The sequence below is a fragment of the Larkinella soli genome (assembly GCF_003703975.1).
In the GTDB taxonomy this organism is placed as follows: domain Bacteria; phylum Bacteroidota; class Bacteroidia; order Cytophagales; family Spirosomataceae; genus Larkinella; species Larkinella soli.
The window spans coordinates 207218-228761 of sequence record NZ_QTJY01000012.1 but is presented as its reverse complement, the minus strand read 5'-3'; the positions used below and the strand labels follow the sequence as shown (position 1 = coordinate 228761).

General features: G+C 58.4%; 17 protein-coding genes. 10 read left to right on the top strand and 7 right to left on the bottom strand.

Features of this window, described 5'->3' with window-relative positions:
- Positions 1-25 precede the first annotated feature (25 nt).
- From DX909_RS20520 to DX909_RS20510, 3 genes are read left to right on the top strand one after another with little or no spacing between them, the layout of a single operon-like run.
- Complete coding sequence (locus DX909_RS20520; RefSeq protein ID WP_229311128.1) at positions 26-1123, top strand: glycosyltransferase family 4 protein; 1098 nt, start codon at positions 26-28, stop codon at positions 1121-1123.
- Between the two features lie 41 nt (positions 1124-1164).
- Positions 1165-2241: an acyltransferase family protein gene (locus DX909_RS20515; protein ID WP_229311127.1), complete on the top strand. Its 1077-nt coding sequence runs from the start codon at positions 1165-1167 to the stop codon at positions 2239-2241.
- 58 nt (positions 2242-2299) lie between these two features.
- Positions 2300-3163, top strand: coding sequence for a glycosyltransferase family 2 protein (locus tag DX909_RS20510; protein ID WP_128547078.1), 864 nt, complete (start codon positions 2300-2302; stop codon positions 3161-3163).
- A 5-nt stretch (positions 3164-3168) separates the two neighbouring features.
- Here the strand turns inward: DX909_RS20510 and DX909_RS20505 are convergent, their stop codons facing one another.
- The gene (locus DX909_RS20505; RefSeq protein ID WP_164851352.1) at positions 3169-3711 is read right to left on the bottom strand and encodes a PKD domain-containing protein; all 543 of its coding nucleotides are present in this window, start codon (positions 3709-3711) and stop codon (positions 3169-3171) included.
- Between the two features lie 204 nt (positions 3712-3915).
- On the opposite strand from DX909_RS20505, the gene DX909_RS20500 reads away from it, so the two are divergent.
- A complete protein-coding gene (locus DX909_RS20500; RefSeq protein ID WP_128547076.1) occupies positions 3916-5229 on the top strand; it encodes a T9SS type B sorting domain-containing protein in 1314 nt (437 codons plus the stop codon).
- 79 nt (positions 5230-5308) lie between these two features.
- Here the strand turns inward: DX909_RS20500 and DX909_RS20495 are convergent, their stop codons facing one another.
- Positions 5309-7930, bottom strand: a complete 2622-nt coding sequence (locus DX909_RS20495) for a T9SS type A sorting domain-containing protein (protein ID WP_229311126.1) — start codon at positions 7928-7930, stop codon at positions 5309-5311.
- A gap of 789 nt (positions 7931-8719) precedes the next feature.
- On the opposite strand from DX909_RS20495, the gene DX909_RS20490 reads away from it, so the two are divergent.
- Positions 8720-9154 (top strand): response regulator transcription factor, encoded by a 435-nt coding sequence (locus DX909_RS20490; RefSeq protein WP_128547074.1) that lies wholly within the window; start codon positions 8720-8722, stop codon positions 9152-9154.
- Positions 9155-9395: 241 nt separating this feature from the next.
- Entirely contained in the window at positions 9396-10580 is a 1185-nt protein-coding gene (locus DX909_RS20485; RefSeq protein WP_128547073.1) for a glycosyltransferase family 2 protein, read from the top strand.
- A 192-nt stretch (positions 10581-10772) separates the two neighbouring features.
- Here the strand turns inward: DX909_RS20485 and DX909_RS20480 are convergent, their stop codons facing one another.
- Together DX909_RS20480 and DX909_RS20475 are read right to left on the bottom strand one after the other, a co-directional pair.
- The gene (locus DX909_RS20480; RefSeq protein WP_128547072.1) at positions 10773-12485 is read right to left on the bottom strand and encodes a GMC oxidoreductase; all 1713 of its coding nucleotides are present in this window, start codon (positions 12483-12485) and stop codon (positions 10773-10775) included.
- Positions 12486-12535: 50 nt separating this feature from the next.
- Complete coding sequence (locus DX909_RS20475; protein WP_310589868.1) at positions 12536-13078, bottom strand: gluconate 2-dehydrogenase subunit 3 family protein; 543 nt, start codon at positions 13076-13078, stop codon at positions 12536-12538.
- A gap of 387 nt (positions 13079-13465) precedes the next feature.
- On the opposite strand from DX909_RS20475, the gene DX909_RS20470 reads away from it, so the two are divergent.
- The gene (locus tag DX909_RS20470) at positions 13466-16537 is read left to right on the top strand and encodes a SusC/RagA family TonB-linked outer membrane protein (RefSeq protein WP_128547071.1); all 3072 of its coding nucleotides are present in this window, start codon (positions 13466-13468) and stop codon (positions 16535-16537) included.
- A 12-nt stretch (positions 16538-16549) separates the two neighbouring features.
- Positions 16550-18076, top strand: coding sequence for a SusD/RagB family nutrient-binding outer membrane lipoprotein (locus tag DX909_RS20465; RefSeq protein WP_128547070.1), 1527 nt, complete (start codon positions 16550-16552; stop codon positions 18074-18076).
- Between the two features lie 54 nt (positions 18077-18130).
- Here the strand turns inward: DX909_RS20465 and DX909_RS20460 are convergent, their stop codons facing one another.
- The 3 genes from DX909_RS20460 to DX909_RS20450 all read right to left on the bottom strand — a co-directional run bounded on the left by DX909_RS20460 (position 18131) and on the right by DX909_RS20450 (position 20412).
- Positions 18131-18802, bottom strand: a complete 672-nt coding sequence (locus tag DX909_RS20460) for a hypothetical protein (RefSeq protein WP_128547069.1) — start codon at positions 18800-18802, stop codon at positions 18131-18133.
- Positions 18803-18998: 196 nt separating this feature from the next.
- Complete coding sequence (locus DX909_RS20455) at positions 18999-19757, bottom strand: glucose 1-dehydrogenase (protein ID WP_206513027.1); 759 nt, start codon at positions 19755-19757, stop codon at positions 18999-19001.
- Between the two features lie 67 nt (positions 19758-19824).
- Positions 19825-20412, bottom strand: a complete 588-nt coding sequence (locus DX909_RS20450; protein WP_128547068.1) for a TetR/AcrR family transcriptional regulator — start codon at positions 20410-20412, stop codon at positions 19825-19827.
- A 133-nt stretch (positions 20413-20545) separates the two neighbouring features.
- Between DX909_RS20450 and DX909_RS20445 the strand changes: the two genes are divergently transcribed.
- The gene (locus DX909_RS20445) at positions 20546-21061 is read left to right on the top strand and encodes a GNAT family N-acetyltransferase (protein ID WP_128547067.1); all 516 of its coding nucleotides are present in this window, start codon (positions 20546-20548) and stop codon (positions 21059-21061) included.
- Positions 21048-21539: a MarR family winged helix-turn-helix transcriptional regulator gene (locus DX909_RS20440; RefSeq protein ID WP_128547066.1), complete on the top strand. Its 492-nt coding sequence runs from the start codon at positions 21048-21050 to the stop codon at positions 21537-21539. The genes DX909_RS20445 and DX909_RS20440 overlap by 14 nt, the downstream gene beginning before the upstream one ends.
- Positions 21540-21544: the final 5 nt, after the last annotated feature.

Here is a 21544-nt window from a genome sequence, read left to right as displayed (position 1 = left end):
CCCGTCTGATAAAAAGACAAACGGCATGATCAAGGTTCTATTCGACCACCAGAAGTTCACGACGCAGAAGTACGGCGGTATCAGTCGGTATTTCGCCAATATTCTCCAGTTCATCAAGGATACGCCGGATATGGATTATGAACTCGGTGTGCTTTACGCCAAGAATCATTACCTCCATAACGAGCACCTTCTGCTGAATAACAACCTCGGCGATCTGCTGCTGAAGCAACGGTCGAAGCCGCCTTATTTCATCAACGAAAAGTACTGCAACTACCTCCTGAGCAGCGATAACTTCGACGTCTTTCACCCGACGTATTACGATCCTTATTTTCTGAAAAATCTGAAAAAGCCGCTGGTCGTCACGATCCATGACCTGACGTATGAGCGGCTGCCGGAATACTTCTGGGCGGAAGATCCGCTGACGTATCAGAAACGGCTGAATCTGGAACGCGCCGACAAGATCATCGCCATTTCGAACACGACGAAGAAAGACCTGCTGCGGTATTACGAGGTAGATGAAAGCAGGATCGAAGTGATTTATCACGGGATGGAAACCGACGCTCCGTTCGTGACCCGCCCCGTCGCCCATCTGCCGAAGCACTACCTCCTTTATGTGGGCGACCGGAGCGGATACAAGAATTTTTATCTTTTCATGAACGCTTTCAAACAACTCTCGTCGGTCTATCCCGACCTGCACCTCATTCTGACCGGGGGCGGGAATCCGGGTATTGCCGACCGGGAGTTCATCCACCGGCTGAAACTCGGCGATAAGGTGCGGCACATCAACGCGACGGACGAAGAACTTAACTACCTGTATCAGAACGCGGCCCTTTTCGTTTATCCGTCGCTGCACGAGGGCTTCGGCCTGCCGATTCTGGAAGCTTACAAAGCCGGTTGCCCGGTGCTGCTGAGCGATACCGAATGCTTTCGCGAAATCGGGGCCGACGCGGCTTTATTCTTTAGCCCGCACGCCGTCGACGACCTGATTTCGGTGATCACCGGCTTTCTTTCCGATAGTGAAAAGCGCCGGGAACTGGTCCGGAAAGGGACGCAGCGGCTGGGCGATTTCACGCTGAAAGAATCCATGGAAAAGACGCTCGACATCTATCGGGCGCTGGCCTGAGCATGGTATTTCAGGCATAAACTTTGCACTATCCGGTCAATATGATGAGGTTCAGGACCATCGACGTTTTCAGGGGAATTGCTGCGGTCATGGTCATTTTTTTTCACATGCAGCACCTTTCGATTCTGTCCGGCAATGCCTTTATCGCCAAGAGCGATACGTTCGTGGATTTCTTCTTCGTGCTGTCGGGTTTCGTCATGACCCACAGCAACCTGAAGAAGATCGACGACCTGGCTTCGGCCCGGCAGTTTGTGGTGAAGCGGTTCTACCGCATCTACCCGCTGCACCTGTTCACGCTGCTGCTGATGCTGGGTTTTGAAAGCTTCCGGTACGTGGTGGACCGGTTTTTCGTGCCGCTGACCAACCCGGTTTTTGAAAAGAACAACCTGTTGTCGTTCCTGGCCAATCTGACGCTGACGCAGGCGCTGGGCCTGTTCGATTCGGTGACCTGGAATGACCCGAGCTGGAGCATCAGCGCCGAGTTTTACGTATACATCCTCTGGGCCCTGTCCCTGCTGGTATTCCGGAAGAACCTCGTGGCGCTGTGCGGAACCTATCTGGCCCTGGTCGCCTGGTTCATCGCGGCCCACGGCGGCAACATCATTTACAATTACGACTACGGTTTCATCCGGTGTCTGTACGGTTTCCTGGTCGGAGTGCTGACGTACCGGGTTCATCAGAACCTCGTTCCGCCGGCCGGTTTCCGGTTCAACTCGGTCCTGGAAGGGGCGGTGGCGGCCCTGACGCTGGTGTTCCTGTATTCCTTCACCCACCCGACGAGCTGGCTGATGCCGCTCTGGTTTGCGGTGGTCATCCTGGTATTTTCCCGGGAAGCCGGGGCGGTTTCCGGCGTACTTTCCCGGCCCCGGTTCGAGTTTCTGGGTAATCTGTCGTACTCCTACTACCTGAACCACTTCATCGTGCTGGCGGCCATGGACCTGTTTCTGTTCAAGGTGCTGAAACTGCCGCACACCGCCTGGGGAGAATGGGTTTACCTGCTGGTCTGCCTGACGCTCATCCACGGCATGTCGGTATTCACCTACCGGTATGTGGAACTTCGGTTTCAGAGCAAACCGCATTCGAAAATCAAAAACCGGCCTGCCGTCGCATCGGTCTGACCGCCTGAAATACGCAGAGCAATTTCTTCAATATTCACTTTTTAAATCGCAGTCTGGTATGGGATTCTTTCGTCCGCCGGCATGGTTGAATCAGTTCGATTATCCGTTTACCAAATCGGAGGAAATTCCTCCCTATCTGTTCGACAGTATCAACAAAGGTCTGGACCGCATCCAGAGCCCCGACCCCCTGGTCAGCATCGTCATTCCGGCCTGGAACGAAGAGGTCAACATTCTGCGGAGCGTAGCTTCCCTGTCGCATCTCAAGACCAAATATCCGCTTGAAATCATCGTCGTGAACAACAACTCGACCGACCACATGCAGGATACGCTGGACCGGCTGCACGTCCGTTCGGTTTTCCAGCCGATCCAGGGCTGGGGACCGGCCCGGCAGAAGGGGCTGGAAGCCGCCCGGGGCAAATATATTCTGACGGCCGATGCCGACGGGCTGTACCCGGAATGCTGGGTGGATGAGATGATGAAGGTGCTGACGCAACCGGGCGTCGTCTGCGTCTACGGCCGGTATTCGTTCATTCCGAGCGAGAAGTTTCCGCGCTGGAAGCTGTCGATTCTGGAGACGATGAAGGACGTGATCGCCGAACTGCGCCACTTCAAACGGCCGCACCTGAACGCCTACGGCATCAGCATCGGCTACGTTCGGGAGCAGGGGCTGAAAATCGGTTACGTGATGAAGAAAATCCGCGGGGAAGACGGCCGGATGTGTTTCGAACTGATGAAGCACGGCACGGTGATGCAGGTAAAATCAAACAAAGCCCGGGCCTGGACGGGGACCCGGACGCTGGAGAAGGACGGAAGTTTCGAAAAGGCGCTGGTGAACCGGATTGCCCGGGAGCTGGACCGGTTCACCAGCATGTTCACCCCGCAGGCTCCGCACGACACGAAGACGTCGACCAACGAGCGCTGAGCGAATTATTTGGCAATGAGCTTGGTCGTGCAGACCCCGTTTTTCACCGTGAAGGTTCCGGTCCAGTTGCGGGTTTTGGATTTGGCATAGAAGCCGTAGGTGCCGGTGGGCATGCTCAGGGAGACGAAGCCGTCGCCCCCGCATTCCGTCGGCGCCGAAGGCTGAAAGCGGGTGATCATCCCCTGAAGTACGTTATTGACGAAGACCTCCACGTCCGACCCGTTGTCTCCATTGGTCCAGAACGTCACCGTGCCGCTGGCCGGGATGCCGGTCACCTCGACACTTTTCTGCACCTCGTCGGCCCCCTGGTTGTTCTTCACGGCCAGCGAAATCGTATAAATACCGTTTTGGTGGTAGGTCACGGTCGGGGTTTCTTCCGTCGATGCCTGGCCGTCGCCGAAGATCCACTGATACCGGTCCGCATGCTGCGACTTGTTGGTGAACTTGAAATGACCGGGCTCGTTCGGGACGGGGGTGAAGGCAAAATCGGCGATGGGTTTCGGCTTCACGGCCGGCTGGCAGCCGAACATTCCAACGAGAAGGATCAAAGAAAGGAAAAGGCTTTTCATGTAATGAAAATTTGGTGAATGCAACTCCTATCCTGATCATCAGAAATTGTACCAATTGCTTCCTCCGGACCTGATTAAATAAGTGACGCGGCTCTTTAACCCGCATTAATTTAGGGTTAAACGGCAGAATTAACCAACTTGCCCGACCGGTCTGGTCCTATTTTTGGATGGTTTTGAGTGAACATGCCGGACTGTTTCCTTCATACTGCCCCCTGGCGTCGGATAAAGGCACGCCTTCGGCCGACGGCGGCCCTGTTGCTGCTGCACCTCGTTACGATCGGATCGGTCCGGGCGCAGTCGTGCAGCGGGGTGCTCGGCCCGGCCGTTCTGAACGAAACGTTCGGCGCCGGTCCCACCGGTCCGCTGGCGGCCGGGAAAACCACCTATGACTACCGGTCCCGTAGCTGTCTCGACGACGGCGAATATACCGTAGCCGACACGGTGGAGGGAAGCTGCCACGGAACGGCCTGGCACGAAGCGCCGGAAGACCATACGCCCGGCGATACGAGGGGCAATATGCTGGTCGTCAATGCATCGTATCAACCGGGGGAGTTCTATAGCCAGCTGGTTTCGGGACTTTGTGTCGGAACCACCTACGAGTTTTCATTCTGGGTACTGAACGTTAACCTGATCCGTCCGCCCGGCGCCTGCGGGCTGCTCGTCCCGCGCGACCCGATCATCGCCATGCGCATCGAAACGGCCGCAGGCGTAGTGGTCCAGTCGGTCAGCACCGGTTCCATCCCCCGAACCACAGGCCCCACCTGGGTCCGCTGCTCGATGCTGTTCACGGTGCCGCCTGAACGGGACGTCATCCTGCTGAAGCTGATCAACGAGGGCTTGGGCGGCTGCGGCAACGACCTGGCCATCGACGACATCCAGTTCCGGCCCTGCAACCCGACCCTGACCATCGCCTTCGCCGAAACCACCGCCGATCATCTCCAGGTCTGTGAGGGCGGGCCGGCCGTTATCCGGTCCACGCTCGGCGAGGGATACGTCAATCCCGCGTACCAGTGGCAGGTGAGCGACGACGCGGTGAACTGGAAGGCCGTTCCGGGCCAGAACGGCCTCGAACTGAAGCTGGAGGCCGATTTTCCGGATAAAAAGTACTATCGTCTGCTCTGCACGCAGGCCCCCAATTTCGGCAGCATCGGCAATACGCCCTGCCGGGCCACCTCCAACACCCTCTCGGTTTCGACGCAGGACTGCGCCCGGTTCAAAATCTCCATCCCCGACGTATTCACGCCCAACCAGGACGGCACCAACGATCAGCTGGACGTCTACTGCAAGGACTTCATTTCCTTCCGCCTGACCATCTACAACCGTTGGGGGAGCGTCATCTTCGCCAGCGACCATCCCGACAAGCGGTGGGACGGTACCTACCTCGGCCTGCCCTGCATGGAAGGCGTCTATCTCTGGGTGGTCCGGTTCGAATATGCCGAGGGCAGCCGTCCGGCCCGGACCATCGTCAACCGGGGCCGGGTGCTGCTGGTGCGGTAAGCCGGGGACCAAAAAAAACGGCCGCAAACCTGAGTTAACAGATTCACGGCCGGGGAGGTCAGAGATTGGTAAGTCCGGATTATTTTACTTTCAGCACCTTCCGGAACGCCCGGTCATTGCCCTGTTTGATCTCAAAGATGTAAACCCCCAGCGGCAGGCCGGAAATATCCACCTTCCCGGAAAACGTCTGCCCGCCCTTGCTCATCGAGACCTGCTGATGAAGCGTGCCGCGACCGGCTTCGAATACATTCACTTCCACTTTGGCCGGGTTGTCGTTTTCCAGGCGGATGGTGACCTGCTCGACGGCGGGGTTCGGATAGACGCTGACGGTGCTGTGCAGCGACAGGGCGGTTTCGGCCGTCGGGGCCTGCGTGGCGCTGACGCGGGCGTTGGGCGCCTGGTCGGCCGCGGTCACGAACATCGGCGTTTCCGTGACGGTCAGCGTCACCTTGCCCTGCACGGTGCTGACGGTTTCCACCTCCATGCTGTCGCTGCCGGCCTTCAGGCGGTAGATGTTCGCCAGCGTGGCGCTGCCCAGATCGAGCGTGTAGGAGGCCGTGCGGCCCTGTTCGTCGGGAACCATCAGCGCATAGGCCGATTTGCCGTTGCGCTCATACCGGTCGACGATCGGGTCCTGATGCAGGGTTTGCCTGTAGGTGTATTCACCCAGCAGCTTCCCGGCCTGGTAGAGGTAATCGGCGGCCGGACGGCGGGTCATGTTGCCGTTGGCCAGACCGGAGGTGCCGAACATACCCGGGCCGTCGTTGTCGTCGTACATCTGGTAGAAGAATACCTTCTCGATGCCCTGGCGGGCGTAGAACAGAGCCGTCCGGATGATCCAGTCGCCCTGGGTATGGAGGGCGGTTTTGCTGCCGATGGGGATGGCCTTCAGCGGGCTGCCCTGGTTGATGTCGTAGCCGGCTTCCGTAATCCAGACCGGCATGTCGTAGCACTGCTCATGGGCGGTTTTGATGAAGTCCTGAGCCACCTTGTAGACCGGAGTCACTTCCGGGGCCGCTCCGCGGGTGGAAGTGCCGCTCTGGGCCGAAGAGGTGTTGTCTGAGTACATGTGATAATTGATCACGTCCCAGCACAGGTTGACGGTGCCGTCCGGCTTGTAACCCCGGTATTGTTTGCACCAGTCGATCATGCCTTTGAGATAGTCGGCGCCGATGGAGGCTGAAGCCAGCCCGCCGATCACCACCTTCATGTTCGGATCGGCATTTTTGACGCCGACGCCCGGACCCATCGTGTTCTTATGGCCGTCGTAAAAAGCCGATAAGTTGGCGGCATATTCGCGGGCGGTCTGGTACGCTTTGCGGCCTTTCCACCATTTATCCCGTTCGTTTTCGCACTCGATATACTTGATTAAATTCAGCCCGATCTTGACGGAATTGGGCGTATCGCCGGTCCAGCGGGGCGTGTTATGAACGCTTAGCAGCGCCGGGTTTACATTGGTATTGCTGCCGTAACGGGCGGTATACTGGAAGGCCATTTTAGCCTGCTCGATATAAGACATCGGATCGCTGAAATTCTTGCCGTGACGGACGGGCACGTTTTCATGATCCTGTTCACCGGCCGGGTAAGTGGCCACCATCCAGTCGGGCAGGGTTTTCAGACAGGCCAGTACCTCGATCCCGGCGGCTTTGCAGCGTTCGTAGATGAGGTCGTAGTTCCAGCCCCCGCTGATGGTCGGGTTGTAGCTGTAAACGCCTTCGGACGACTCCAGCTTCTGCCAGTCCATGTAATGGCGGATGCCGGAGAAGGACTTGGCAATGTTCATTTTGAGTTCGTTGATCTGCCAGGGCGTGTTTCCGTCCTCGAAGTTCCACTCGTAGGCGTTTACGCCGAACATATCCTTCATTTTGATGGACTTCTGCGGCACCGGCGAAGGCTGGCCCGTGGGGGGCGTATAGGTACCGTAAAGTTCGATTTCGTTCGGGAAGGCGCCGTAGCTGTTGATCACCAGGTAACGGGCATTCTGAACCAGGGTGTCGACCCGGAAACGGGCATCGCCCGTGGCCTGCCGGGCCGGATCGGGGCCGACCCAGCTGTAATATTCGAAACCTTTGAATACACCGATCTGAATCCGCTGCCAGTTTTGGGTAATGACCGAAAGCGTCATCGGGTTGTCGCTGATAATCCCTTCCGCGTCAAAGAATTTAATGCCGTCGATCACCATGTTTTCGCCGTCCTTCAGCGGGTAGTAGGCGTCGTAGTTGTTCAGGATTTTGCCCCAGCCGGTCTGCACCTGGACGTTCGTAACCCCGTCGAACAGCCCTTCCAGGTTGTTGGTGGCATTATTCAGCTGATACCAGCGCTTGCCGTCGATGGGAATCTTGGTGGTCGAGATCGTCACGGAGGGCGGGGGCGTGGTTGTCGGGGGAGGGGTGGTCGTCGGCGGGTTGCTCAGGTTAGGGTTCGGCCCGGTCGGCTGGCCGTATACATTGATTTTCTGCGGAATGTCGTTGCCGAACTTATGAATCACGATGGCATCGGCTTCTACGGCGGTCGTCAGGGTAAGGTTGACCCAGGCCATATAATCGAGGCCCTCGAACTTGCCGAGGTAGGTCTTCGTCGTTCCCTTGAGCGCATAAATGGACACGGGGTTTTCGGTAAAGATGCCTTCCCGATCCCAGAAAGCGAGCCGGCTGACGAGCGCCCGCTTTTCGAGCTGGAGCGTCACGTCGATGTATTTCATATTACTTTGCCAGACAGGTTGAACCAGATTGTCCAGATTATCGGACAACCAGGGAGAATAGTCCTGACCTGTGTTTTCGCTGGGCGTAATCGTTACAAATTTGATTCGTTCTTCAGTTTGTGCAAAACAAATTACGGTAGAAACAATAAACAGTAAGGACAGTAGAACTTTTCTCATATTGAGGGTTTTTTAATAAGTGTTTATCTCGCATTAAATTCTGATTAATAGGTAACAAATACTCTGCCGCTTTTTAGGGATTTTACCTGATAGGAGATGTATCAGAAAGTAAGAGAATATTGAGTTGATTTATATCAGCCGGAATTTTTCCCCGAACCACCGGGCGGATGAAGGGGAAGGAAGCGGTCCGGAGAGCCTGATAAATTGTATTATTTTATGTCTCCTTTATCCCGGAAAAACAGACTCATCGAAAAGTTTGTATCGGTTAAATCTAATTTTTAATTACCGGCGTTATATTTTTCAGGGAAGGAAACTACTTAGCGCAAAAATATTTTACCATTTTATTTGTTTACCTTGAGTATCCCCTCTATCTTTGGTCAGGTATTCATAAAGGTCAGATCGGAACGGCTATAAAAAAGCGTTTTTATCCTATCGGAGGCCGGTTTCTCCTCCTGGCGACCAGAAAGCCAACTATACGGTTATTAAGTAGATTTACTCAATATTTTTTCGATTCCGGGTTCCCCTGCACAAAACTAGTGCGGGCGTAATACCTCTGAAAGATTACAATTGTCTGTTTTCTCTGTCTTTACCTTCTTCATCTTAAAAAATAGTATGCCGTCAGATCTGTGCAGGGTGCGGTTGAGCCTGCTGATCGTCGAGGAGAACCGGTTTCTGGCCCATGTCCTGAGACAGACGTTTCAGGAAGAATACAACGTCTGGGTAACGCACGATGCCGTGGAAGCGTTGATCTGGCTGGATCAGGGCCTTGGGACCGATTTTCTCATCACCGATCTGGATCTGCTGCCGGCCGGCGGGCTGGACCTGATCCGGCGGGTAAGAAACAATCCCCGGCATACGAATTTGCCAATTCTGGCCATTTCTGGCGTTCAGGACGATTCCGCCCTGATTCATTCCCTCGAAACCGGGGCCGATGCCTGCATCCCCAAGCCGTTCAGCCCCCGGGAGGTCCGGGCCAGAGTGCAGGCCCTTCTACGCCGGACCTCCGGCGCCGGCCTGGCTTCTTCGTCCTGGCTGCGGACCGTTTAATCAGTCATTTGCCGGACCCTCCAAACCCGGCCGGCCTCCAATTACCGAATACTAACATTTTGCCGCCCGGCGCGTCTCCTTCAGACTGGTATACTATTTGCTCACACATGAAAAATCAATTTTCAGCGGTGACCGGAGCAACTCAGGCTGAAAAGCGCATCCGCGGGACAGACGCCGGATTTTTATTTATCAGACAAGGCCCCGCTTCCGGTTGCCCACCAGACCAACTCTTTTCCCGGCTATGGACGTATTGGGATACGTGGTTTTTCTTCTGATGGGAGGCTTCCTGTCATTCAATGTTTTCTACATCCTGATTTCGGCCGTCGCGGGCCGTCTCGGCGGTCGCGACGACCAGCCGCTTTCCCGGAAGCCCGGTCGCATCCGGCGCATCGCCGTGCTGGTCCCGGCCTACAAGGAGGATAAGGTCATTCTGGATTCGGTGGAAGCCAACCTGAAGCAGACCTATCCGTTCGACTCCTACGACATTTTCGTCATCGCCGACTCCTTTCGTTCCGAGACGCTGGAGCGGCTGGCGGGTTTGCCCGTGAAAGTGCTTGTGGTCAGCTTCGAAGAATCGACCGTTCAGAAATCGCTGACGAAGGCGCTCGACCTGCTGCCGGAAAACGTCTACGACATCGTGCTCGTCTCGGACGCCGACAATCACATGGCCCCCGATTTTCTGGAGCGGATCAACCTGGCGTTCGACGCGGGCTGGCGGGCCGTACAGGGCCACCGCGTCGCCAAAAACACCAACACCAGCGTGGCGGTCTTCGACGCCATGAACGAGGAGGTCAACAACCAACTGTTCCGGAAAGGCCAGCGGGCGCTTGGGCTGTCGGCCTCCCTGATCGGGTCGGGCATGGCCTTCGAGCCGCAGACCATGAAACGCAACATGGCCCGGATCAAATCCGTGGGCGGTTACGATAAAGAACTGGAAATGAATATTCTGGTCGAGGGCGTAAAGATCGCCTACCTGGAAGACGCCTATATCTACGATGAGAAAGTCCAGAACCTGGAGGTGTTCGAACGCCAGCGGACCCGCTGGATCGCGGCCCAGGTTCACTTCGTCAAACTGTATTTCAAAACCGGCGTGCAGCAGTTGCTGAAAGGGAATATCCACGCGGCCAACGCCTTCATCAAGGGCCTGATTCTGCCGCGCACGCTGTTTCTGGCCGTCCTGTTTCTGGGCACGTTCGTGGGGCTGGTTTCCGGCAGCGGCCTGCTGCTCGGCACCTTCGGCGGGATGCTTACCCTGCTGATGGCCGGCCTGCTGCTCTCCATTCCGGGTTACCTGTGGCAGAAAATCTCCGTACGGGATTTCATGACCTTTCCGATGCTGATCTTCCGCATGATCCGCTCCCTGCTGAAAATCAAAGCCGCCGGCAAGAAGTTTCTGCACACCCCGCACGGGGAGACGGGACACTGAGGAGTCCGGGCGGCTTTTGACCCCCAACCCCCTTCAGGGGGATGTTTGGGGAAGCGTTCATCCTGAAGAACGATGGACGCCCGACCACCCCCGACCCCCTCCTTGCTAAGGAGGGGGTGGCTCCGCAGGGTTTGAATCGGGCAGCGCTCTCCCCCTCCTTGCTAAGGAGGGGGCTGGGGGGTGGTTACTCTTTCACAAATTCGCCTTCTTCATCTCCTTCACCGCATAATCCACCGCGCGGGCGGTCAGGGCCATGTAGGTGAGCGAGGGGTTCTGCGTCGAGGTGGAGGTCATGCAGGCGCCGTCCGTCACGAACACGTTTTTGCAGGCATGAAGCTGGTTCCACTTGTTGAGCAGGGAGGTTTTGGGGTCCCTGCCCATCCGGACACCGCCCATCTCGTGGATGTCCAGCCCCGGGTTGCGTTTGTCGTCGCGCACGCGGATGTTTTTGAAGCCGGCCGCCGTGAACATCTCCGTCATCTGCTCCTGATAATCCTTCACCATCTGGTCGTCGTTGTCGTCATAGGCGATGGAAATTTTCAGCTGCGGGATACCGAACGGGTCTTTCAGGCCGGAATCCAGCGCCACGTAGTTGCTCTCTTTCGGGATGGTTTCACCCATCATGTGTGAACCGACGTACCAGCCGCCCAGCGTCGGGTTGACCAGATTCTCCTTCAGGCTCGCGCCGAGGCCCTCCTGGTTGGTCCGGGACATCCGGCCCGCCGAGAAACCGGCCGCATAGCCGCGCAGGAAGCCGGTTTCCTGCTTGTAGACGTTCCGGAACCGCGGAATGTAGGGGCTGTTGGGCCGCCGTCCGTCGGTGGTGGATTCCAGAAAACCGTCATATTCGGCCGAGATGCCCGCCCGGTAGTTGTGGAAGGCCACGTATTTGCCCAGCAGGCCGTTGTCGTTGCCCAGCCCGTTCGGAAACCGGTTCGAGGTGGAGTTGAGCAGGATCAGGTTGGTGTTGAGCGCGGCCGCGTTGACGAAGATGATCCGGGCGTAATATTCCGTCATCTGTTTCGTATCGGCGTCGATCACCCGCACGCCGGTCGCCTTGCCTTTCTTCTCGTCGTAGATGATCGAATGCACCACCGCGTTGGGCCGCAGCGTCATTTTACCGGTCCGGGCGGCCCAGGGGAGGGTGGACGCGTTGCTGCTGAAATAGCCGCCGTAGGGGCAGCCGCGTTCGCAGATGGTCCGGTGCTGGCACTGCGCCCGGCCCTGCTGGAGGTGGATCGGCTGCGGTTTGGTGATGTGCGCACAGCGGCCCATGATCACGTGCCGGTCCTTGTAGCGGGCCGCCACCTGCTTCTGGAAGTGACTTTCGACGCAGTTCCACTCGTGCGGGGGCAAAAACTCACCGTCGGGCAGGGTGTCCAGCCCGTCCTTATTCCCGGAAATACCGGCAAACTTCTCCACATAGCTGTACCAGGGCGCCATATCGGCGTATCGGATGGGCCAGTCGACGGCGAAACCGTCGCGGGCGGGGCCTTCGAAGTCGAATTCCGACCACCGCTGGGTCTGCCGGGCCCACAGCAGCGACTTACCGCCGACCTGATACCCCCGAATCCAGTCGAAGGGCTTCTCCTGCACGTAGGGGTGTTCGTTGTCCTTCACGAAAAACTGCGTGGTTCCCTCGTAGAAGGCGTAGCATTTGCTGATGATGGGGTTGGCTTCCCGAACGGCCCGCGGAAGCTGGTTGCGGTGCTCGAACTCCCAGGGCTGCATCATGGTGGTGGGATAGTCCGTCACGTGTTTGACGTCGCGGCCCCGTTCCAGGACAAGCGTCCGGAGTCCTTTTCCGGTAAATTCCTTGGCGGCCCAGCCGCCACTAATGCCCGAACCGATCACGATGGCGTCGTAGGTCGCGGCTTTTACTGCATCTATGGCAAGATTCGACATGTCTTTACATGGAGGCCCTCCCGGCCGGTCTGCCGGATCAGGCGCAGGGTTTATTCTTTGGCGGAAATGGGTTTTTGTTTGACCGGAACGCAGCCGTGATAACGGCCGGGGGCGAATTCGAAATGCGTCAGGTTGGTCATGACATATTCGGAGGTCAGGTAGCCCCGGATGGTCAACCCCTTGACCATCCCGAAAAAAGCTTTCTGGTCGGCGTCGGCGGATTGTTCCATCGTTTTCAGGACGTCCATGCGCTGGCCCGCGTCACCGGCCGCGAAGGCCTTGCCGTAGGTCTGCTGTGCGAGGCTCTCGACCGCGGTCAGTCCTTTCGAAAGAGTTTGCTGCGCGGAAGGTTCCAGGCAGTCGGTGACGATTTTCTGGATGAACTGGTGGACGCCCAGGGCTTTGGCGCCGGGGGTTTCGGTGGCCGGCAGGATGGTTTCCGCGACTTCGGCCAGCAGGGCCTCCGCGACGGCCGGCAGCAGCGGCTTTCCGGTCTGCACGGTCGCCCGGGTCCAGCCGTTGGCCCAGGCCGGCAGGCTGACCAGCCCGGCGGCCGCCATCGCCATCGTTTTCAATGCGTTACGTCTTTCCACGTGGTAATCAGGTTACTATTTCTCGTTGGTTACTTCAGGTTAATCGGATTTTTAACTCATAGGCAACTCCCGGAAGTGTCGATCAGCGGTCGCTCCGGGTCAAGGGAGAGATCTTACGATAAATCGTACCTATTGTCGGGAGGCAAACGAGACAAAGATAACCAAATTTCCACAGGGGACCGATAAGAGAGCAGGAGTAGTGACAAAAGCCGGCCTGCTACGCCCCGGTTGTCCGGCATTCCATCCCGATTCAATTATTTTTTGCCCTAAGGGACTGTATTTTTACTTAGATTACCTATATCTTCCAATCGGACATATAGATTTTAAGTAGTAAGGCTCAGCGAGTGGAAAACGGATCGTTAACGGAACTCTAAACTCTAACCGCTTATGAAAACAAATTTATTGATTCTGAGGGTGATATTCCTCAGTCTGCTGTCAACGCTGAGCCTTGCCCAGACGGTCGAAGTCCGGGGGCGGGTGACGGAAGACGGCCAGGGCACGGCGATCAACGGCGCCAACGTGCTGATCAAGGGCACCACCCGCGGAACCCTTACCAACGATAAGGGGGAGTACACGATCCAGGTGCAGAAGGGCGCCACGCTGAAATTCAGCTCCATCGGTTTCGTGGCGAAGGAAGCCGTTGTCGGCAACTCCACGACCATCGACGTCGCCCTGACCTCCGAGGAAACCACCCTGAACGAGGTGGTCGTCACGGCGCTCGGGATCCGGAAGGAGAAGAAGGCGCTCGGCTATTCGGTATCCGAAGTGAAGGGGGAGGAACTGGTTCAGGCCCGGACCGTCAACCTGGCCAATAACCTCCAGGGCCGCGTCGCGGGTCTGAACGTCGCCAACACGGCCACCGGCCCGGGCGGCTCGGCCCGGATCATCATCCGCGGCAACGGCTCCATCTCCGGCAACAACCAGCCGCTGATCGTCGTCGACGGGACACCGATCAACAACGACAACCTCGGCTCGGCCGGGATGTGGGGCGGGGGCGACAGCGGGGACGGTATTTCCAGCCTGAACCCCGACGAAATCGAAACCATCTCCGTCCTGAAAGGAGCCACGGCGGCCGCGCTCTATGGCTCCCGGGCCTCGAACGGGGCCATTCTGGTAACCACCAAGGGCGGCAAGGCCAACCGGGGCATCGGCGTAGAGGTCAACAGCAACTACGTGGCCGAGGATCTGCTCATCAAGCGCTTCAAAGACTATCAGTACGAATACGGGATGGGCAGCAACGGCATCAAGCCGACCACCATCACGGAAGCCATGACCTCCAACAGCTGGGGCGCCAGACTCGACGGGTCGCCGACGATCCAGTTCGACGGCCAGCTGCGGCCCTACTCGGCGGTGAAGGATAACCTGACGAATTTCTACCGCACCGGAAGCACCTTCACCAACTCCGTCGCCCTGACCGGAGCCACGGAAAACATCACCTACCGCCTGTCGATGAACGACCTCAACAACAAGTCGATCATCCCGAACAGCGGCCTGCGCCGGAACAATTTCGCCCTGAACCTGAACGCGAACCTGGGCCGGAACCTGTCCATCGTCACGAACGTCAAATACATTCTCGAAAAAACCAAGAACCGGCCCCGCCTGTCGGACTCGCCGGGCAGCGCCACCTACGCCGTCAACGCCATGCCGACCTCGCTGGGCGTGGTCGCCCTGGAGGGAAGTCAGTTCAACCCCGACGGTTCGGAGAAGGTCTGGTCGGACAACATCTACATCCAGAACCCGTACGTGGCCGCCTACAACTGGAAACAGGAGGATAAGAAAGGCCGCGTGATCGGGGTGATCGAGCCCCGGTACAACATCACCGACTGGCTGTATGTCCGGGGCCGGCTGGGCTTCGACAATTTCAACTACCGCAGCCTCACCATCACGCCGTATGGGACGCCGTTCCAGCTTCGGGGCGGAATGAGCGTCAACAACCGGAATTTCACCGAAACCAACCTGGAGGTCCTGCTGGGTCTGAACCGGAAGTTCGGCGATGCCTTCGGAGTGAATGTCCTCCTCGGGGGGAACCTCATGAAGCAGGTCTACCAGAACTCCAGCTACGGCGGCAGCAACTTCAACATTCCGTTCTTTTACGACATCTCGAACATCGACCCGGCCGCCCGCAGCCTGAGCGAAAACTACATCGAGAAGCGGATCAACTCCGTGTTCGGATCGGCCGAGTTCTCCTACAACAGCTACCTGTTCGTGACGGCCACCGCGCGCAACGACTGGTTCTCGACGCTGTCGCCGGCCAACAACAGCATCCTGTATCCGTCGGTGGGAGCCAGCTTCGTGGTGTCGGAGGCCTTCAAGCTGCCGAACTTCCTGAACTATCTGAAACTGAGAGCTTCGTGGGCGCAGGCCGGAGGTGACACCGACCCCTATAACCTGTCGCTGTATTACGGTCTGGCCGGTGCCCACCTCGGCGCTCCCTTGGCCCAGATCAACGGCGACCGCGTCCCGAACTCGAATCTTCAGCCGCTGACCTCGACCACCTCCGAGGCCGGTCTGGAAGCCCGGGTGTTCAACAACAGGCTCGGAATCGACTTCGCCGTCTATAACCGGAAGACTACCAACGATATCGTCGGGGCCACCATCTCCAACACGTCCGGATACAACAGCGCACTTTTCAACGTCGGCGAGATCGCCAACCGCGGGATCGAACTGCTGCTGAACTACCGCGTGGCCACTTCCCGGGATTTCAGCTGGGATGCTTCGTTCAACATGGGGTACAACAAGAGCGAGGTAGTGAGCCTGTACGGCGACCTCAAGACGCTGCGTGTCGACGAAAACCGGACCCGGATCGCCTACATCCACCAGGACGTCGGGCTGCCCTACAGCCAGGTGAAGGGCTTTACCTACAAGCGCGACGCGGCCGGGAACGTCGTCTATGACTCGCAGGGATACCCGATGCAGGGCAATCTGGTCAACTTCGGGACGGGTGTGGCCCCAACCACCCTCGGCCTGAACAACTCGTTCCGATACAAGGGCGTCGGCCTGAGCTTCCTGATCGACGGGAAATTCGGGGCGGTGATCTATTCCGGCACGAACGCCTACGCCAACAACCGGGGGCTGCTCAACACCACCCTCGAAGGCCGTGAAACCGGCATCGTCGGGCAGGGCGTCAACGAAAAGGGCGAACCCAATACCGTCCGGGTACCGGCGCAGCAGTACTACCAGCGCCTGTTCAACATCGCCGATCCGTTCGTATACAGCGCCGATTTCCTCAAGCTGCGGCAGGTGATCATCGACTACACGCTCCCGGCACGAATCTACGCCCGGACGCCGTTCAAGGGCATTTCGGTGTCGCTCGTCGGCCGGAACCTGGCCATTCTGATGAAGCACACGCCGAACATCGACCCCGAATCGACGTACAACAACACCAATGCGCAGGGGCTGGAACTGGCCGGGGTGCCGCCCACCCGCTCGATGGGTCTGAACGTGAACCTGAAATTCTAAACCGAAGCCGACATGATCCGCAGAATATTTTTAATCACCACCCTTCTGGCGACGCTCGGCGCCTGTACGAAGGATTTCGAGAAGATCAACGTCAACCCGAACACGCCCTCATCCGTACCGCTGGATTATCTGCTGTCGCAGTCGACGCTGTACATTCCGGGTTCGGCCGGAGACCCCGGCTACAAGGCCTGGCGGGCCAACTTCATCTATGCCTCCACGGTCATCCAGCAGATGTCGTCGGTGGAGGTCGGTTTTTACCGGGGCACGGTCTACACCTACCAGGGGGATCTTAGCGAAGCGTATTTTGTGAACTCGTATCCCAACTCGGTCAAAAATCTGGTGAACCTGATCACGCTGGCGAAGGCCGACCCGAAGAACGTGAACATCCTGTCGATGGCCCGGATTCTGCGGGTGGTCGAGATGGCCATCCTCACCGATCTGTACGGCGACGTGCCGTACCGGGAGGCCGGTCTGGGCTTTCTGGAAGGGATTTTCTCCCCGAAATACGACGCCCAGAAGGATATTTACGCCGATATGCTGAAGGAACTGGATGAGTCGATCAAGGCCTTCAATGCCGGTTCCTATATCCCGAAAACCGCCGACTTCCTCTACGCCGGGGATCTGGAAAAGTGGAAGCGGGGCGCCAACTCGCTGATGCTGCGGCTGGCGATGCGGATGCAGAAGGTCGACCCGGCGGCCGCCCAGTCCTGGGCCAAAAAAGCCATCGACGGCGGTATCATGGCGAGCAACGACGACACCTTCGCCATCAAGTTCTCGAACACGGGCGCCGGCACCAACTCCAACGCCAACTCCTGGAACCTCGGCGCGGGCCGCGGCATCGCCAACGGCAACAACATCCAGTGGAGCAAGACGTTCATCGACGCCATGAAAGCCCGCAAGGACCCGCGCCTGACGGTGGTTTCGGCCCTGAAGAACGGCGACCGGACCGTGGCCAGACAGCGCGGCATTCCGCCCGGCACCGATCCGACGGTGCTGAAGACGCTCGACGAAACCAACCTCGACAACTACTCGCGCGTAGCCCCGAACATGTACCTGCTGGAAAACCCGTTCTTCATCATGACCCACGCCGAGGCCCGTCTGCTGAAAGCCGAGGCCATCGAACGGGGCTGGGCGACCGGCAACGCCAAAGCCGAGTTCGACGCCGGGCAGATGGCGGGCGTGAAGCAACTGACGTCCTACGGCGGAGTCATCCCCGATGCCGAAGCCGCAGCCTACAACACGGCCAACCCGTACCCGGCCGCCGGTTCGCTCGACGACAAGATGAACGCCATCCATACCGAAATGTGGCTCATCACCGGCACCACCCTGAACCACATCGAAGGCTGGTCGAACTGGCGCCGGACGGGCTATCCGAAGCTGACGCCGGTCAACTATCCGGGCAACGAAACCAACGGCCAGATTCCGCGCCGGCTGCGCTACCCGCAGGGCGAACCGGGCATCAATCCGAACATCCAGGAGGCCATCACCCGGCAGGGACCGGACCTGTTCACGACCCGCGTCTGGTGGGACAAACAGTAAGCGTCCGGCTCTTTCAAAACAAAAATGCCCGCTCACCAGGAGCGGGCATTTTTGTTACCGGGCGGATTTGGTTTCCCGAAACATCGTCCGGCTGCAGAAGAACATCCAGAAGTGGAAACACAGGGCGCTGCCCAGCGAGAAAGGCAGGAAATACCCCCGAACCAGCGTCAGCGACCCCAGCAGGCTCAGCCCCGCAATGACGAAGCCGGCGCGCGACAATCCTTTGTGGTTCGACAGCAGCAACGAGAAGCAGAGCAGGAACACCGAGCGCGGGATGGTGCTGAGGGCCAGCGAGTAGGGCGGTATGGCATCCAGCGCGGCCCCGGTGATATGATCTCCGCCCTGACCGGCGATGTTCACGCCCAGCAGCGAAATCACCATGCCGAACGGCCAGATAATGATCAGAATGGCCCCGCTGAGCAGGGCCGTAAACAGCAGGCTTTTCGCCGAGTCGAGCCGGCCGTCAAAATAAGAATAGGCTCCGCCCAGAAAGAGATAGAAGAACAGGGGCGGCAGAATCATCAGGTAATTGCCGAGCCGGAGCAGGTCGCCGTTGCGGGCGTAGGCGTCGAAGCGCTGCGCTACCGTCGCGTCGGGCGGCCCCAGTTCGGGCAGGATGAAGACCGCGCAGAAAAGAAAGATCAGAAGCTGGACAACGGAGTAAATCATTCCGTTGGCGACCATAAAGGGCTGAATGCCGGCCAGGGAAGGGAGGGAGGTGTTCATAAGCAAGTCGTTGGAAGTTGGTTCTGACGACAAAATTGCACACCCCGCCCCCGGTCCGGAACCCGGCTTCGTTCGAAGCGGCACCATTCCGGTTTAAAGCAGGCAGGTTTCCGTCCGAAAGAGCCCCCTCACCGAGCCCTATCGCCCGGTCGGCATCGAAGGCCCTTTTTCTTCACAGGCTGCATTCACAAAGCGTTTACCGCAGGCCGCCGTCGGCGTAGATCGTCTGGCCGTTGATCCAGCGGGCTTCGTCGCTGGCGATGAAGGCCACTACGTCGGCAATGTCCTGCGGTTCGCCCAGGCGTCCGAGGGCAGTATTGCGGATGACGGTCTGCTTCACTTCCGTTGGGAAACTGTCGCCCATGTCGGTGGCCGTCAGGCCCGGGGCAATGGCATTGACCGTGATGTGACGGGACCCCAGTTCGGCCGCCAGGCTGCGGGTGATCGAGTCGACGGCGGCTTTGGAGGCCGCGTAAAGCGAGCTGTAAGGCGAAGCCATCCGGCCCAGCACCGACGACAGGTTGATGACCCGGCCGCCGTCCGGCCCGAACCGCCGGACGGCTTCCTGCGTCGCAAACACCACTCCGCGCACGTTCAGGTCGAAGATGCGGGCGTAATCGTTCTCGTCCAGACCGTCGAGCGGGCTGCCGCCGGCCACCCCCGCGTTGTTCACCAGGATGTCGAGATGCCCGAAATGCTGTTCCACCTGCTCGAACAGGTTCTGGACGTCGGCGAGCTTGCTGAGGTCCGCCCTGACGGCCAGCGCCCGGCCGCCGTCGGCTTCCAGCCGGGCCACCAGCTCCCAGGCTTTGTCGGCATTCTGCGAGTAATTGACCACCACGGCGGCTCCGTCGTGGCTCAGACGTTCGGCGATGGCCCGGCCGATGCCGCGCGAGGCTCCCGTGACGACGGCTACTTTTCCGTTCAGTTTTCCGATGATTTGTGAAGTTTCCATGCGTTAAAAGATGAGTTGGTGAAACGAGGCTTTAAATTGACTGATCGGTCAAAAACCGGGTAAAAAATTAATCGAGTGATGTAAGGGCAATTTCGACGACCGGCCGCAGTTCGGCCGACGACCGGCTCGTCCGGGCCAACACCCGGAGGCCCTGCACGGTTGCATACAGATAGCGGGCCAGGGCCTCCGTCGCCTGCGGGTCGCGGGGCGGCATCTCACCGGCCGACTGTGCGGTTTCCAGCGCCTTTCGGAAGCTGCCGATCCAGACCGCGTTGACCCGTTCGGTTCTGGCGGCCACCGTATCGTCGCAGAGGGCCCGTTCGATGGCTGCGTTGGTCATCAGACAGCCGCGCCGGCCGGACTCGCTGCTCAGGACCGTCACCAGCCGGTCGAACAGGTCGCGGATGGCGGCTTTCTTCGGGCCGGGTTGTTCCAGGATGCGCAGCAGCGGGAAGCCGACGTTCCGTTCGTAGTATTCCAGCACTTCCATGAACAGCGAGTGTTTGTCGCCGAACGAGTCGTAGAGCGTGCCCCGGTGAATATCGAGGCCGGTGAGCAGATCGTGCACGGACGCGGCTTCGTAGCCCTTCGTCCAGAAGATATCCATCGCTTTCTGCAGCAGGATGTCACGGTCGTATTTAACGGGTCGGGCCATTATTCGGGTGATTGATGAGCCAAAGGTAAAAGAAGTTTTTGACTGATCGTTCAAAAATAATGAGAATTATTTTTTCAATAAAAGGTTCATAAATACGTAGCCTTCTACCTATTTTTGTAAAAATGACGCTGGAATGGATTCCCTTTATGAAATTAAATCGCTGAATAACAGCCATTGCCGGCAGATTGTCGATCTGATACTGCCCATTCAGCAGAACGAGTTCAACGTGCCGGTTACGCTGGAATCTCAACCCGACCTGCTCGACATCGAGACGCATTACCTCCGGCCGGGCGGTGGGTTCTGGGGCGCTTTTCACGGAGACGAACTGGTCGGCACGATCGCCCTCATCGATACCGGGCACCACGCCGGAGCCATCCGGAAGATGTTCGTCGCCCGGGACTACCGGGGCCGGACGACCGGCCTCGCCCGGCGGCTGCTGGAGACGCTGATCGCCTACGGGGCTGCCCGCGGCATGACCGACCTGTACCTCGGCACCGTGGCGCAGCTCCAGGCGGCCCGCCGGTTTTACGAACGAAACGGGTTTATTCCGATCGACAGGGATGCCTTACCGCCTTATTTTCCTAAAATGCAGGTCGATACGCATTTTTACCACCTGAACCTCGCCCCACGATCCGATGAGCGTGATTGACGATGCCGGAATTCTGGCCCTCTCGACCCGGCTCCAGCGCCTGAGCGAGCTGATCCGAAAAGACGGCCTGCTGATCTACCGGGCGCACGGCATCGACTTCGAGCCGAAATGGTTTCCGGTCATCTACGCCCTGCACCGGAAGCCGGTCCTGAGCGTGGTCGGGATCGCGGCCGAAATCGGGTATACGCACCCCTCCACGATCAGCCTGCTGAAGGAGCTGGAGAAGGAGAAGCTGATCCGCTCGAAGAAAGACAAAACCGACGAGCGCAAACGGCTCCTCCAGCTGACCGCAAAGGGCCGGGCGCTGGTGGAACGGATGCAGCCGGTCTGGCAGGGGATGGCCGCGGCCATGACCGACCTGACCGGCACCCGCCACAACCTCATGCAGGCCATCATCGAGGTGGAAGAAGAACTGAAGAAAAAAAGCTTCACGGACCGGGCGCTTCAGCTCCTGGCCGAAAAGAAACCGGAAGATTGAAGCAA